The organism is Proteus cibi (assembly GCF_003144405.1).
GTDB lineage: Bacteria > Pseudomonadota > Gammaproteobacteria > Enterobacterales > Enterobacteriaceae > Proteus > Proteus cibi.
Map to the genome: position 1 here is coordinate 135,140 of NZ_PENW01000019.1, position 13,820 is coordinate 148,959.

The following is a 13,820-nucleotide window of genomic DNA, read 5'->3' on the forward strand; positions in this document are numbered from 1 at the left end:
CCACGGAGCAATATCACTCCGTGGTATTTATTATTGTTATTTTTTAATAACTAATTCGAGCTCGACAGGGATTGTTGCATCCACTTTCTCGCCTTTGAGGATTTTATCTGCAGTTTGAATGCCGATAATACCAATTTGATCTGGGCGTTGAGCAATGGTTGCCCCTAACATGCCACGGTTTACCGCTTTGATCCCATCATCTGTACCGTCGAAACCAATGACTAATACATCAGTACGACCCGCCGTTTGTAATGCACGTAATGCACCTAATGCCATTTCATCATTTTGTGCAAAAACAGCTTGAACCGCAGGATACGCAGTTAACAGATTTTGCATCACGTTAAGCCCTTTTGTACGGTCAAAATCAGCGGGCTGGCTTGCAAGTACATTCAGCTTATGGGCATCAACGGCTTGTTTAAAGCCTTCACCTCGTTCACGAGATGCCGATGTCCCTGTGATCCCTTCTAGCTGAATGACTTTGGCGTCATTAGCTACTTTATCGGCAATATAATCCCCCGCCATTTTGCCACCAAGGCGGTTATCTGAAGCGACGTGGCTGACAACTTCACCTTTGTTTGCAACACGGTCTAAGGTGATCACTGGAATTTTTGCTTTATTGGCTAAAATAACCGCATTACCCACAGCATCTGAATCTGTTGGGTTAATCAGCATTAAGCGTGTACCTTTCACGGTGAGATCTTGCACGTTAGCAAGCTCTTTAGCTGGGTTGTCCATAGAATCTAGAACAACAAGGTCGTAACCTAATCTATTTGCTTCTTTCTGTGCACTGTCTTTCATGGTGACAAAGAAAGGATTGTTAAGTGTTGAGATAACAAGCGCGATTGATTCTTTTGCAAATGCATTGGCGCTGATTGTGGCGCTTAATGCAACAACAGAAAGAAGTGTCGCCATTTTTTTTAGTTTCATAATATAAGTTCCTGTCGGGGTTCGGATTAAGAGAATAGAGCGTTATTTTTTGTTATCTACCAAAACAGCAAGTAAGATGACCACCGCTTTTACTATCATTTGATAGTTTGATGATATTCCTAATAAATTCAGTGCATTGTTTAAGAAGCCCAGAATAAGTGCACCAATTAATGTACCGATAATACGACCTTTACCACCCGCAAGACTGGTGCCACCAAGAACAACGGCGGCGATCGCATCTAGCTCATAACCATTGCCTGCCATTGGTTGTGCTGATGAAAGTCGAGCAACTTCAATGACACTCGCAAGGGCGGCTAATAAACCACATAATGAATAAACGATGATTTTGATTTTATCGACGCTAATGCCTGATAAGCGTGTGGCTGATTCATTCCCCCCTAGTGCGTAGATGTAGCGACCTAAACGGGTGTGATGTAATAAATACCATGCACTCAAAAAGACAATCATCATGAGCCAAATGGGGGTTGGAATACCAAATGGGCGACCAATACCAAACCAACTAAACAGATCAGCATTATCGCTAAATCCGGTATTAATTGGGCTACCGTCTGTATAGACACGAGTAACACCGCGTAGTAATAACATCATGACTAACGTAGCAATAAAGGCTTGCACTTTACCTTTAGCAACGATAATCCCGGTAACACCACCAATGGCTGCACCTAATGCTAATGCCCCAACAACAGCAACAAGCGCATTAACATCTGCACCCACCATAGAAGCAGCAACGGCACCTGTTAATGCAAGTAATGAACCAACAGAAAGATCTATGCCTGATGTTAAAATAACCAGTGTCATTCCAACCGCCATAATGGCGTTAACCGATGTTTGTTGGAGGATGTTGAAAATATTGTTTAAAGTAAAGAAGTTAGGACTGAGTGTAGAAACTACAATAATCAAAAGTAGCAATGCAATCAGTGATTTTTGCTCTAATAGCCAAGCTTTTGAGAACCAACGTTTTGACGCTGGCATTGAATTTGTGCTCATATCAAACTCCTACTTGAGCGTCATATTGCTTACCAACAGCCGCTGCCATTAGCATTTCTTGTGTGACATTGTGAGCGGAAAACTCACCACTAATACGACCTTCATGCATAACCAAAATACGGTCACTCATTCCCATTACCTCAGGCATTTCAGAAGAAATTAAGATGATGCTTAATCCTTCTTGTTTAAATTTATTAATTAGCTGATAAATTTCTTTTTTAGCGCCCACATCAACGCCACGGGTGGGTTCATCAAGAATAAGTACTTTTGGGCGAGTCATTAGGCCTCTTGCGATAGCCACTTTTTGTTGATTTCCCCCAGATAAAAAGCCAATAGTTTGATCCATTGAAGGGGTTTTTATATTGAATAATTTAATAAAATCACCGACAGTGAGTTGCTCTTCTTTGTGATTAAGAATGCCCATGCCACGGCTAAAATAGCGAAGTGCAGTCAGAGACATATTCTCTTTTACTGACATGCCAAGCACTAAACCATCACGCTTTCTATCTTCAGAGATGTAAACGATGCCTTGTTCCAATCCTTCAACCGGTTTTTTGATTTGGCAGGGTTTGCCATCTAACTCAACGGTGCCATTAGTTTTGGGTAATGCGCCGTAGATGATTTTCATTAACTCAGTACGACCCGCTCCCATTAACCCTGAAATGCCAAGAATTTCGCTTTCATGTAATGAGAAACTGACATCGTGAACATCTTCGCCACTGAGGTTAATGACGTTCAGTTTGGTTTTGCCTTGAGGGATATTAATACGAGGGTATTGGTCTTCTAATTTACGACCTACCATCATTTCAATCAGCGTGTCTTCTTTTAATGAGGCGACAGGTTTTTCACCAATAAACTGACCATCTCGCAGTACAGTCACATCATCGCAGATCTCAAAGATCTCTTTTAAGCGATGCGAGATATACACAATGCCACAACCTTGATCTCTTAGTTCACGAATAACACTAAATAGTGATTCAGTTTCTGTGTCGGTTAATGCATCTGTTGGTTCATCCATAATAATCACTTTGGAACCAAAACTAAGTACCTTGGCGATTTCTACCATTTGCTGATCACCAATCGATAATTCAGACACTAAACGGTGGCTACTGTAAGCTAGGTTTAATCGAGCTAATAACTTATCAGCCTCTGCATACATTTTTTTCCAATCGATAGCACCAAAAGCACGAGTAAACTCACGACCTAAGAAAATATTTTCTGCGATGGTTAATTCAGGAATAAGGTTAAGTTCTTGGTGAATAATGCCGATCCCTGCTTCTTGTGAAGATTTCGGACCACTGAAAGTACAACTTTCACCTTGATAAATGATTTCGCCAGCATCTTTTTTATAGATCCCAGTGAGTACTTTCATCAGTGTTGATTTTCCTGCGCCATTTTCACCGACTAAAGCCATCACTCGACCGGGGTAAATTCGCAACGTCGCGCCTGATAATGCTTTTACACCAGGAAATGACTTATCAATGTCTTTAAGTTCAAGTAAAGGTTCCATATTGTCCTCAGAAAGTCACACCAGAAAACAACACAATATTGGCATAAGGCGTACATTCACCAGTTCTAATAACCGCTTTATTTTCAGTAAGTTGCTTTTTTAATGCTTCATGTGAAACAGACATTATTTGAATAGGCTTCTTTTGCTCTTGTTCTAATAAATGGAGATAAGAGATGATTTCATTAAAAAGAGAGGGATTGATGGTTTTAATTTCTTCCGCCAGCATGACGGCTTCAACTTGCATCTCATGAGTGATTGTTTGCAATACGGACATAAAGTCCGGAATACCTTGAGTGAGAGCAAGATCAATACGTTCAACAGAGGAGGGAATAGGTAATCCGGCATCTGCAATAGTGATTTTGTCAGTGTGTCCTAAACGTGAAATGAGACTCGAAATAGGACTATTAAGTAATACACCTTTTTTCATGTTTCCTCCTCAGCGAAACGTTTCGCTATCTATATAGTAGAAAAGAAAGACGGGAAAACAAGTTTGATTTATTCATATTGTGAGCATGATCGAAACGTTTCGTTGACAAACAAAAAGAAAGAAAAATCTAACTAATTGAATAAATTAACGCTGAATGGATTCAAGAAAGAAAGTGATTGTTTTCATCGGGTTTCATAAAAATGTGATGATGGACAAGATTATAATGGCGGTGGAAATAAGAGGTGTGAAAGCCTCAATCAGTATATAAAAGTAGATAAATCTGCGTCTAGAAAAAGACATTAACCTCTCCTGTGGTTAATTAGGAGAGGTCTTTTAATCACGTTAATTCAATTAATTAGCTTGGTAAGCTTTAATTGATTTTTCAATACCGTCTGCATCTAATCCTAAGTCAGTTCTGATCTCTTCTTGTCCACCTTGTGGTACAAACAGATCAGGTATACCTAAGTTCAAGACGGGGATTAAGCAACGCTCTTGCATGAGTAGCTCATTAACACCACTACCCGCACCACCCATAATGGCATTCTCTTCTAGTGTTACCAACATATCATGCTGTTCAGCTAGAGAAAGAATAAGTGATTTATCAAGAGGCTTGATAAAACGCATATCAGCTACCGTTGCATCCAATTTTTCAGCGACTTCTAACGCTTCTGGTAGTAATGTGCCAAAGTTTAGGATTGCAATACCTTTGCCTTGGCGACGAATAATACCTTTACCCATAGGTAGGGGACTCAGTGGTTGCAATTGCGCACCAATACTAGAGCCTCTTGGATAGCGTACGGCAACAGGACCATCTTGATAGTGATATCCGGTATGAAGCATTTGGCGACACTCATTTTCATCACTTGGCGCCATAATGATCATATTAGGAATGCAACGTAAGAATGAGAGATCAAAAGCACCTTGGTGAGTTTGACCATCTGCTCCCACAATACCACCACGATCAATAGCAAATAAAACAGGTAGTTTTTGAATGGCAATGTCGTGGATCACTTGGTCGTAAGCGCGTTGTAAGAATGTTGAGTAGATCGCAACAATTGGCTTATAACCACCAATGGCTAAACCTGCTGCAAAGGTAACGGCATGTTGTTCTGCGATCGCAACATCAAAGTATTGTGATGGGTATTCTTTAGAGAAACGCACCATACCAGAACCTTCGCGCATAGCCGGGGTAATTGCCATGAGTTTCGGATCGGTTGAGGCTTCTTCACATAGCCAGTCACCAAAAATTTTGGAAAAGGTCGGTCGTGCATTTGGGCTTTTAGGTAATGTACCTGCTTGTGGATCAAACTTAGGTACAGCGTGCCAGCTAATAGGATCACGCTCCGCAGGGGCATAACCACGACCTTTTTTAGTCATAATATGCAGAAGCTGAGGGCCTTTTAGATCACGCATATTGGCGAGTGTTTGTACTAACGCAATAACATCATGACCATCAACTGGGCCGATATAGTTGAAGCCCAACTCTTCAAACATGGTGCCTGGAACAACCATGCCTTTAATATGTTCTTCAGTCTTTTTCAGTAATTCTTTAATGGGGGGAATACCAGAAAAGACCTTTTTTCCACCTTCACGTAAGGTGGTATACAGTTTGCCAGATAACAATTGTGCAAGGTGATTATTCAATGCACCAACGTTTTCTGAAATTGACATCTCGTTGTCATTAAGTACAACAAGCATATCGGGTTCAATATCCCCTGCGTGATTCATTGCTTCAAAAGCCATACCCGCAGTAATTGCACCATCACCAATGACACAAACTGTTTTTCTATTTAGCTTTTCTTGCTCAGCAGCAACAGCCATACCTAAACCTGCACTGATAGAGGTTGAAGAGTGACCGACACAAAGTTTGTCGTACTCACTCTCTTCTCGCCAAGGGAAGGGATGTAACCCATTTTTTTGACGGATAGTATCAATGCGGTCACGGCGACCCGTTAAGATCTTATGAGGATAGGCTTGATGACCAACATCCCAGATCAGGTTATCAAAAGGGGTTTTATAAACGTAATGAAGAGCAACCGTTAACTCAATAGCACCTAAACCTGAGGCGAAGTGACCACTTGAGCGGCTGACACTGTTAAGAAGAAATAGCCTTAGCTCATCACAGAGTTTAGGTAAACTCTCTTTTGGTAATAGGCGCAAATCTTCTGGTGTTTCAACCAACGCCAATGTGGGATATTTTTCGATATCAATGCTCATGTGATGCCTATTAATTAATCACTTGTAATAGGGAAAGAACAGGTAAGCTGCTCTCTTTATTTTTTATTAGTTTTTCCGTTCGACGATAAAACTCGCTAATTGTTTAAGCGTGGTCGTATCGTACTCGTATTGCTCAAGAAACGCTAAGGCATCCAGTGCTTCGTTATACAATTCCTGTGCTTTCTTTTGAGCTTGCTCTAATCCAAGGAGTGCTGGGTATGTACTTTTCCCCGACTCTTGGTCGCTACCTTGACGTTTTCCAGTTTCTTCAGTACTGCCAATAACATCTAAAATGTCATCTTGTACTTGAAATGCAAGGCCAATAGAGTGGGCATATTTATCGAGTGCGGGTAAGACATCATGGCCTTTTGAACCCGCACTAAATGCGCCTAATCGAACAGCTGCACGAATTAATGCACCTGTTTTGTGTAAATGGATTTTTTCAAGAGAGACAAGGTCAATTGATTTATCTTCCGCTTCAAGATCAAGTGCTTGACCGCCACACATCCCTGCAAGTCCGCTGGCTGTTGCCAATTCAGCAATCATTGCAACGCGATCGGCGATTGCCACATCAGGCATTGGATTTTTTGCTAAGATCTCAAAAGCGAGAGTTTGTAATGCATCACCCGCTAAAATTGCATTGGCTTCACCAAATTCAATATGACATGTTGGCTTACCACGACGTAAATCATCGTCATCCATTGCAGGTAAATCATCATGAATAAGAGAATAAGCGTGAATACATTCTACGGCAGCAGCTGGTGCATCAAGGTTAAGTGCGGGGACGTTAAACATTTCACCCACGGCATAAACAAGGAAAGGACGTAAGCGTTTTCCACCTAAAAGAGCACCATAATGCATGGCTTTACCTAGAGGCATGTCGGTAAATGGTAACGCGGATAGCGCTTGGTTTAATGCATCATCAACACGTTGGTGGGCGGAATCTAATTTATGACGGAACGCATCCGTACTTGAAGTTGCGTTACTCAATTATTCTGCCTCTTGGATAAAATCATCAGGAGTTGCATTATCGTCTTCTTTTAGAAGAATACGGACACGCTGTTCAGCGTCTTGTAATGTTTTTTGTCCAACACGGGCGAGACGAACGCCATGTTCAAACTCATTAAGCGCTTCTTCTAAAGGGAGTTCACCGGATTCTAAACGGTTTACGATTTGCTCAAGTTCTTGCATAGACGCTTCAAAACTTGGTGCTTGTGCGATGTCTTCGTTAATTGGTGTCGTTTTCTTAGCCATAATATTTTTGATAATAAAGCATGTTAGCGCTGAATAATAGCGATCATCTTACTACAAATGAGAAGAAAATTTCTTATTCAGTCGATGATTTTTGCGGGTGAGCCCTAAATATTGGTGATATACTTTGTGACTTTTATAAACTCCAGTCAATTTACATCACTGTAGTTTATGTTTCTACTTAATAACCTATGACCATTGACTATGAAGTTTATTATTAAATTATTCCCCGAAATTACGATCAAAAGCCAATCAGTTCGTATACGTTTTATCAAAATTCTCACTAGCAATATTCGTAATGTACTGAATACATTAGGTGATGAAATCACCGTTGTCCGCAACTGGGATAACATTGTTGTTGTTAGTAAAGATGAAAGCAAAAGTGAAGCAGTATGTGATGCATTAACACGTATTCCTGGTATTCATCACTTTTTACAAGTAGAAGAGCATCCGTATACTGATTTACACAATATTTTCGAGCAAACTTTTGCAGCATTTAAGCATTTAGTTGAAAACAAAACATTTTGTGTTCGAGCCAAACGTCGTGGTAAGCATAGTTTTACTTCAAATGAAGTTGAACGTTATGTTGGTGGTGGTTTTAACCAACATGTTGAAAGCGCAAAAGTGAAATTAACGCGTCCAGATGTCACCATTAATTTAGAAATTGAAGACGACAAGCTTATTTTAGTGAATGCTCGCTATGAAGGTATTGGCGGCTTCCCAATCGGCACACAGGAAGATGTTTTATCCCTGATCTCTGGTGGTTATGATTCAGGTGTATCGAGCTATATGTTAATGCGCCGAGGTAGTCGAGTTCACTATTGTTTCTTTAATTTAGGTGGCTCTGCACACGAAATTGGTGTTAAACAGGTTGCGCATTATTTATGGAATCGCTTTGGTCGTTCTCATAAAGTACATTTCGTGGCAGTTGATTTTGAGCCAGTTGTTGCAGAAATCTTAGAAAAAATCGATGATGGCCAAATGGGCGTTGTACTAAAACGTATGATGGTACGTGCAGCATCCCGTGTTGCTGAACGTTATGGTGTTCAGGCGATTGTAACAGGCGAAGCATTAGGTCAAGTTTCTAGTCAAACTTTAACTAACTTACGTTTAATTGATAATGCAACGGATACGTTAATTTTACGTCCTCTTATTACGCATGATAAAGAGAACATTATCAATATCGCACGTCAAATTGGAACTGAAGATTTTGCTCGCACAATGCCAGAATTCTGTGGCGTCATTTCAAAAAGCCCAACAGTGAAAGCGGTTAAAGCGAAGATTGAAGCGGAAGAAGAGAAATTTGATTTTTCTATTCTTGATAGCGTTGTTGAAAATGCCAAGAATATGGATATTCGCCGTATTGCAGAAGAAACCGTACAGCAAGTGACTGAAGTTGAGATGGTCTCTGAATTTGGCGCTAACGATGTGATTTTGGATATCCGCTCACCGGAAGAGCAAGAGACTTCACCATTAAAGATAGACGGTATTGATGTTAAAGAATTACCTTTCTATAAATTAAGCACTCAGTTTGGTGATTTGGATAAAGCCAAAACCTATTTGCTCTATTGTGATCGCGGAATGATGAGTCGTTTACAAGCACTGTATTTGCGTGAGCAAGGATTTGAAAACGTAAAAGTATATCGTAAAAAATAGTGCGATAATCTTTCGTTATCAGGAAGAAAAAAGCCACTATATTGAATGGTTCTAACATATTAGACTGCTCAATATAGTGGCTTTTATTATCTACCTATCCCCAAATCCAGTAAACTCATCTTGGTAATTATAAATACCGGGTGGTAATACAAGTTGTTTGGCAACATCGGCAGCCGCTTCTTTACCTTTTAAACGCTCAATAATTTTTAATGCGAAATCGATAGATGTTGCGGGTGCTTGGCTAGTAATTAAGTTAACTCTTTCATCATAATAGACGCGGTAATCAACCCATTTTTTGGGTGATATTTTATCTTTTAATGCAGGAAAGCCCGTCATATTCCCGATGGGAAAAATATTGTGAGATTCAAGGATCATTGCGGGTGCTGCACAGATAGCGGCGACAAGTTTATTTTCACTATGCATACGACGTACTTTTTCAACGACTAAAGGGCTATCTCTTAAGGTTTCTGTGCCTTGTAATCCACCGGGTAGAATAATAACGTCATAGTGATGATCGACAACACGAACTAACGGGGCATCTGCGACAAGTTTTATGCCTCGTGAACATGTAATAATTAGTTCATCAACATCATCTTCTGCACTTGCAAGCACGACATTAATCCCAGCCCTTACCAGCAAATCTGCGGTAGTAACGACTTCGGTTTCTTCACTTCCATTAGCTAGGCAGATGAGTGCTGATATGGTCATAATTGCCTTCCTGTTGTTTAATAAATTGAAAAAGTTGGTTATTTTCTGGTAATACAAGCCCTTGTTCTGAAGCTCGACGCAATAAATAACCCGTAATATAGTCAATCTCTGTATGGCGTTGATATTTCACATCTTGATACATAGAAGAATAATTATTGGCTGTTTGTTCTATGGTATCAATAATATAGCCATGAAGATGTGTTTGGGAGGTGGGAATAACCCCTTCACGTTCCATCACTTGATAAACTTCGTCGCATACTTTTTGAATATGTTCAGGATAACGCAATAAATCTCCATTTCGGCATTGATAATAAACGGTGAGAGGGTTAATAACACAATTAACAGCAAGTTTTAGCCAACTAATCGTATGGATATCATTATGCCAAGCGACATCGGGCAAAGCATGATGCAAGGTTTCTGCTAAATAGCTATATTGTTGAGCTGCATGATTTAATGGGCCTATATGTGTTATTCCTGTTGCAGTATGAATAACATCTTGTCCTTGTTGATAAGCACCATGAGTAATAATGCCTTGTAATATAGGTCTGATAACTGGGTGTTGTGCTGCTGTTAATTCATCAGCAGTGCCCATACCATTATGAATGAGTAAAATCGGACATTGTGCAGATAGATAGGGTAATAGCGCATTAACGGCATCTGATACTTGCCAAGATTTTAAGCAAACAATTAATAATTCGCTTTGTTTTAACCACTCAAGTTGATTTGCGGTAATACGCTGATAAAAAGGCTCACCATTAATGTTATCAACACTTACGTCTAAAAAAGGCTGAGGTACTCTTAGCCAACCTTGTACTTCATGAGATTGACGTGTTAAAGCTGCAATCCAAAGTTTACCAATTGAACCACACCCTAAAATGGTAATTTTCATTGTGCCTCTTTTTGCAAATCGTAATAGCGTAAGGTCGCTACTGACGGTCATTAGACTATTTAGCTAAAATTATAACATTGATTACACTTCTCAGTTTAAAGTATGTTTGCGCTTTACCATAAAGGTAAAACAAGGGGATAAATTTGTTATTGAATGTGCAATGCTTTTTTGCAACCCTAAAAGAAGCTATTATTCGGGTTGTATTTATTTATTGAGGAAGAAAGAATGCCATCTTTTGATATCGTATCTGAAGTTGACTTACATGAAGTGCGTAATGCGGTGGAAAACGCGCAACGTGAACTGACTACTCGCTGGGATTTTCGTAACGTTGAAGCAAGTTTTGAATTAAACGAAAAAGCAGAGTCAGTGAAAACAACCAGTGTATCTGAATTTCAGGTTCAACAATTATTAGATATTCTGCGTGAGAAAATGGCAAAAAGAGGGATCGATGGTGCGGTATTAAATATCCCTGAAGAGATGACTCACAGCGGAAAAATGTACAGCGTAGAAGCTACCTTAAAACAAGGTATTGATTCAGCTTTAGCGAAAAAAATTGTTAAGTTGATCAAAGACAGCAAATTGAAAGTTCAGGCTCAAATTCAAGGTGAGCAAGTTCGCGTTACGGGTAAATCGCGTGACGATCTACAAGCGGTGATGAAATTAGTGAGAGAAGGTGAGTTAGGGCAGCCATTCCAATTTAACAATTTCCGTGACTAATTTTTTATCTATTTAGTCATACAAAAATGCGCTGGTTTAACAGCGCATTTTTATTTTATCCCGTCAATTTATTGGATCTTAAACTAAAGGGATCAGAGATTCTAATGTTGTTCTCGGCGTCTGTTTAGTATCAACCTTGATATAAGCACTCTGCTCATCCGCCATCATCACAACTTCATTAACACCCGCTTGTTGCTTAAATAATTGTTGCAGTTGCTGTTGTTGGCTTGAAGATAAACGTTTAGGTAATTCAATGCGTAAGCTACTGACATAAGAGGGTTGGCGTAATGTAAGGCTAATGAAAAACCAAATAAGACCAATCACTAAACAGCCTAAAAATACAGTTTGTGCATTATAATGCTGGTAAAGCCATCCCCCTAATATTCCGCCCAAGGCGACACCTAAAAATTGGCTGGTGGAATAAATTCCCATCGCTGTACCTTTATAACCAGCGGGGGCTTCTTTACTGATTAATGAAGGAAGAAGGGCTTCCATAATATTAAATCCAATAAAGAAAACCTGAATACCCGCAATGATTAACCATAAGCTAGAGTCTGAAATAATAAGAATGGCTTGAGCAATAATAAGTAAGAAAATACAGAGTAAGAAAACTTGTTTCATCTTTCGTTTCTTTTCTGCATAGATAATAAAAGGCAGTACAGTAATAAAGGCAATAAGCATAGTGACGAGATAAACAATCCAATGTTTCTCTTTTGCTAAACCCGCACTACTCATAACCAGAGGAAGTGCAACAAATGCAGCCATTAATAAAGTATGTAGTGAAAAGATGCCTATATTAAGTTTAAGCAGCTGTGCATCAAATAAAACCTTTTTTACGCTGCCTCTAACAAAACCTGACTCTCGATTAAGAATAGAGTGTTCGCTATTCGGTACAGTAAAAAGCGTAATAATAATGCCACCGAAGGCGAGTAGGGCAATTCCCCAAAATAGGCCATGTAAGCCAAAGATATGCGTTAAAATAGGTCCTAAAACTAAGGCTAAAGCGAACGTTATTCCAAAGCTAATACCAATAAAGGCCATAGCTTTTGTTCTATTTTGTTCTCGTGTTAAATCTGATAATAAAGCCATTACCGCTGCTGAGATAGCGCCCGCTCCTTGTAATGCTCTACCAATAATAATGCCGTAGATATTGTCACTGAGAGCTGCAATCAAACTACCAATAATAAAAATAATTAGGCCAAAAACAATCATAGGTTTTCGACCAAATTTATCAGAGAAAATACCAAAAGGAATTTGGAATATAGCTTGTGTTAATCCATAAATACCGATGGCTAATCCAATGAGAGATTCTGTTGCGTGTTGTAGTTGAAGCCCATAGGTGGTTAAAACTGGGAGTACCATAAACATGCCAAGCATGCGAAGAGAAAAAACAGTGCCTAGTCCCCATGTGGCTTTGCGCTCTAATGGGGTCATTTTATTATCATTCATGGATTACCTCGTATTACTGATCCTCCCCATTGTAATGGCAAATCTTGGCGAGGTTAATCAATAAATGGGATACAAAAAAGACAAAACTGTACTGATAACAGGTGAAGTCATAAAAGAGATAAAAAAATACCAGTCAGAAGGCTGACTGGTATTGGAGTTACTTCAATAAATACATTATCTTAGATACGCAAAAACCGCTTCTGTTGAGCTTGTTGGATCAACAGACATCATTACGCTTAATGAAGTTATTGCGACAATAGAGAAAATAAATAATTTTCGTGCCCACACAATATCATTGGTTGCTTTGTAACCAGATAAAGCCATGCCTAACCACCAAATACTGACAGCGGAAGCCACAACCAGGTATTTATAGCCCGCGTAACCTACTAATGTCAGCATTAAGGTTGCAATCATAAACGCCAGAATATAGAGAATGATATGACGTTTAGCGACTGAGATCCCTTTAATTACCGGTAATACAGGGATATTGGCAGCTTGGTAGTCTTTAAAACGGAAAATAGCAATGGCATAAGAGTGAGGCATTTGCCACAAACTAAAGATAAGTAATAGGATTGCCGCGCCTGCATCAAATTCACCGCTAACGGCACAATAACCGATAACAGGAGGTGCAGAGCCAGATAAACTTCCAATCAGTGTGCCATAAACAGATTTACGCTTCATATAGAGGCTATAAACCCCAACATAAATAATAAAACCGAATACAGCGATAAACATTGCAAGTGGGTTGGCTGCTACATAGAGCAGCACAACACCTGCAATACCTAATACTGAGGCATAAATCAGGCTAATTTGAGGGTCAATTAATCCTTTAACTAATGGACGATTCTTCGTTCTTTCCATGATACGGTCAATATCACGGTCAATGTAGTTGTTAAAAACACAACCAGAAGCAACGACCAGAGACACCCCAAGTAGAGTCGCGAAAAATAGGGAGTAATCAATCTCACCTTTAGAAGCGAGTAGAAAACCACCTATTACAGAAATTAAATTTCCAAAAATAATTCCTGGTTTGGTGACTTGTAGGTATTGCTTAATCATAG

Annotated in this window: 13 protein-coding genes; 2 read left to right on the top strand and 11 right to left on the bottom strand. The window is 39.6% G+C overall.

The window, feature by feature from the left end:
- Positions 1–36: 36 nt before the first annotated feature.
- The 7 genes from rbsB to xseB form a co-directional block, all read right to left on the bottom strand.
- Positions 37–927, bottom strand: coding sequence for a ribose ABC transporter substrate-binding protein RbsB (gene rbsB, locus DK865_RS11755; RefSeq protein WP_023580882.1), 891 nt, complete (start codon positions 925–927; stop codon positions 37–39).
- 42 nt (positions 928–969) lie between these two features.
- Positions 970–1,935 carry a ribose ABC transporter permease gene (rbsC, locus tag DK865_RS11760; RefSeq protein WP_036911723.1) on the bottom strand — a complete coding sequence of 322 codons (966 nt, stop codon included), beginning with the start codon at positions 1,933–1,935 and terminating at the stop codon, positions 970–972.
- A 1-nt stretch (position 1,936) separates the two neighbouring features.
- Positions 1,937–3,445, bottom strand: coding sequence for a ribose ABC transporter ATP-binding protein RbsA (rbsA, locus tag DK865_RS11765; protein WP_023580880.1), 1,509 nt, complete (start codon positions 3,443–3,445; stop codon positions 1,937–1,939).
- Positions 3,446–3,452: 7 nt separating this feature from the next.
- The gene (rbsD, locus tag DK865_RS11770) at positions 3,453–3,872 is read right to left on the bottom strand and encodes a D-ribose pyranase (RefSeq protein WP_023580879.1); all 420 of its coding nucleotides are present in this window, start codon (positions 3,870–3,872) and stop codon (positions 3,453–3,455) included.
- Between the two features lie 351 nt (positions 3,873–4,223).
- Positions 4,224–6,089 (bottom strand): 1-deoxy-D-xylulose-5-phosphate synthase, encoded by a 1,866-nt coding sequence (dxs, locus tag DK865_RS11775; RefSeq protein ID WP_023580877.1) that lies wholly within the window; start codon positions 6,087–6,089, stop codon positions 4,224–4,226.
- Between the two features lie 66 nt (positions 6,090–6,155).
- Positions 6,156–7,079: a (2E,6E)-farnesyl diphosphate synthase gene (gene ispA, locus DK865_RS11780; RefSeq protein WP_109391991.1), complete on the bottom strand. Its 924-nt coding sequence runs from the start codon at positions 7,077–7,079 to the stop codon at positions 6,156–6,158.
- Complete coding sequence (gene xseB / locus DK865_RS11785; RefSeq protein WP_023580876.1) at positions 7,080–7,343, bottom strand: exodeoxyribonuclease VII small subunit; 264 nt, start codon at positions 7,341–7,343, stop codon at positions 7,080–7,082. It abuts the gene before it with no gap.
- Positions 7,344–7,544: 201 nt separating this feature from the next.
- Between xseB and thiI the strand changes: the two genes are divergently transcribed.
- Entirely contained in the window at positions 7,545–8,996 is a 1,452-nt protein-coding gene (thiI, locus tag DK865_RS11790; RefSeq protein WP_023580875.1) for a tRNA uracil 4-sulfurtransferase ThiI, read from the top strand.
- 90 nt (positions 8,997–9,086) lie between these two features.
- Here thiI and yajL read toward each other — a convergent pair whose 3' ends face one another.
- Both yajL and panE read right to left on the bottom strand, forming a co-directional pair.
- Positions 9,087–9,704 (bottom strand): protein deglycase YajL, encoded by a 618-nt coding sequence (yajL, locus tag DK865_RS11795; RefSeq protein WP_023580874.1) that lies wholly within the window; start codon positions 9,702–9,704, stop codon positions 9,087–9,089.
- The gene (panE, locus tag DK865_RS11800) at positions 9,673–10,593 is read right to left on the bottom strand and encodes a 2-dehydropantoate 2-reductase (RefSeq protein ID WP_109391992.1); all 921 of its coding nucleotides are present in this window, start codon (positions 10,591–10,593) and stop codon (positions 9,673–9,675) included. The genes yajL and panE overlap by 32 nt, the downstream gene beginning before the upstream one ends.
- Before the next feature lie 225 nt (positions 10,594–10,818).
- On the opposite strand from panE, the gene DK865_RS11805 reads away from it, so the two are divergent.
- Positions 10,819–11,310, top strand: a complete 492-nt coding sequence (locus DK865_RS11805; RefSeq protein ID WP_109391993.1) for a YajQ family cyclic di-GMP-binding protein — start codon at positions 10,819–10,821, stop codon at positions 11,308–11,310.
- A 78-nt stretch (positions 11,311–11,388) separates the two neighbouring features.
- Here DK865_RS11805 and DK865_RS11810 read toward each other — a convergent pair whose 3' ends face one another.
- Both DK865_RS11810 and cyoE read right to left on the bottom strand, forming a co-directional pair.
- Positions 11,389–12,759, bottom strand: a complete 1,371-nt coding sequence (locus tag DK865_RS11810) for an MFS transporter (RefSeq protein ID WP_109391994.1) — start codon at positions 12,757–12,759, stop codon at positions 11,389–11,391.
- Positions 12,760–12,933: 174 nt separating this feature from the next.
- A complete protein-coding gene (cyoE, locus tag DK865_RS11815; protein ID WP_036911803.1) occupies positions 12,934–13,818 on the bottom strand; it encodes a heme o synthase in 885 nt (294 codons plus the stop codon).
- Positions 13,819–13,820 lie beyond the last annotated feature (2 nt).

Coding starts and splice junctions, on each gene's coding strand:
- rbsB (WP_023580882.1), bottom strand. CDS start 927: ATGAAACTAAAAAAAATGGCGACACTTCTTTCTGTTGTTGCATTAAGC.
- rbsC (WP_036911723.1), bottom strand. CDS start 1,935: ATGAGCACAAATTCAATGCCAGCGTCAAAACGTTGGTTCTCAAAAGCT.
- rbsA (WP_023580880.1), bottom strand. CDS start 3,445: ATGGAACCTTTACTTGAACTTAAAGACATTGATAAGTCATTTCCTGGT.
- rbsD (WP_023580879.1), bottom strand. CDS start 3,872: ATGAAAAAAGGTGTATTACTTAATAGTCCTATTTCGAGTCTCATTTCA.
- dxs (WP_023580877.1), bottom strand. CDS start 6,089: ATGAGCATTGATATCGAAAAATATCCCACATTGGCGTTGGTTGAAACA.
- xseB (WP_023580876.1), bottom strand. CDS start 7,343: ATGGCTAAGAAAACGACACCAATTAACGAAGACATCGCACAAGCACCA.
- thiI (WP_023580875.1), top strand. CDS start 7,545: ATGAAGTTTATTATTAAATTATTCCCCGAAATTACGATCAAAAGCCAA.
- yajL (WP_023580874.1), bottom strand. CDS start 9,704: ATGACCATATCAGCACTCATCTGCCTAGCTAATGGAAGTGAAGAAACC.
- panE (WP_109391992.1), bottom strand. CDS start 10,593: ATGAAAATTACCATTTTAGGGTGTGGTTCAATTGGTAAACTTTGGATT.
- DK865_RS11805 (WP_109391993.1), top strand. CDS start 10,819: ATGCCATCTTTTGATATCGTATCTGAAGTTGACTTACATGAAGTGCGT.
- DK865_RS11810 (WP_109391994.1), bottom strand. CDS start 12,759: ATGAATGATAATAAAATGACCCCATTAGAGCGCAAAGCCACATGGGGA.
- cyoE (WP_036911803.1), bottom strand. CDS start 13,818: ATGATTAAGCAATACCTACAAGTCACCAAACCAGGAATTATTTTTGGA.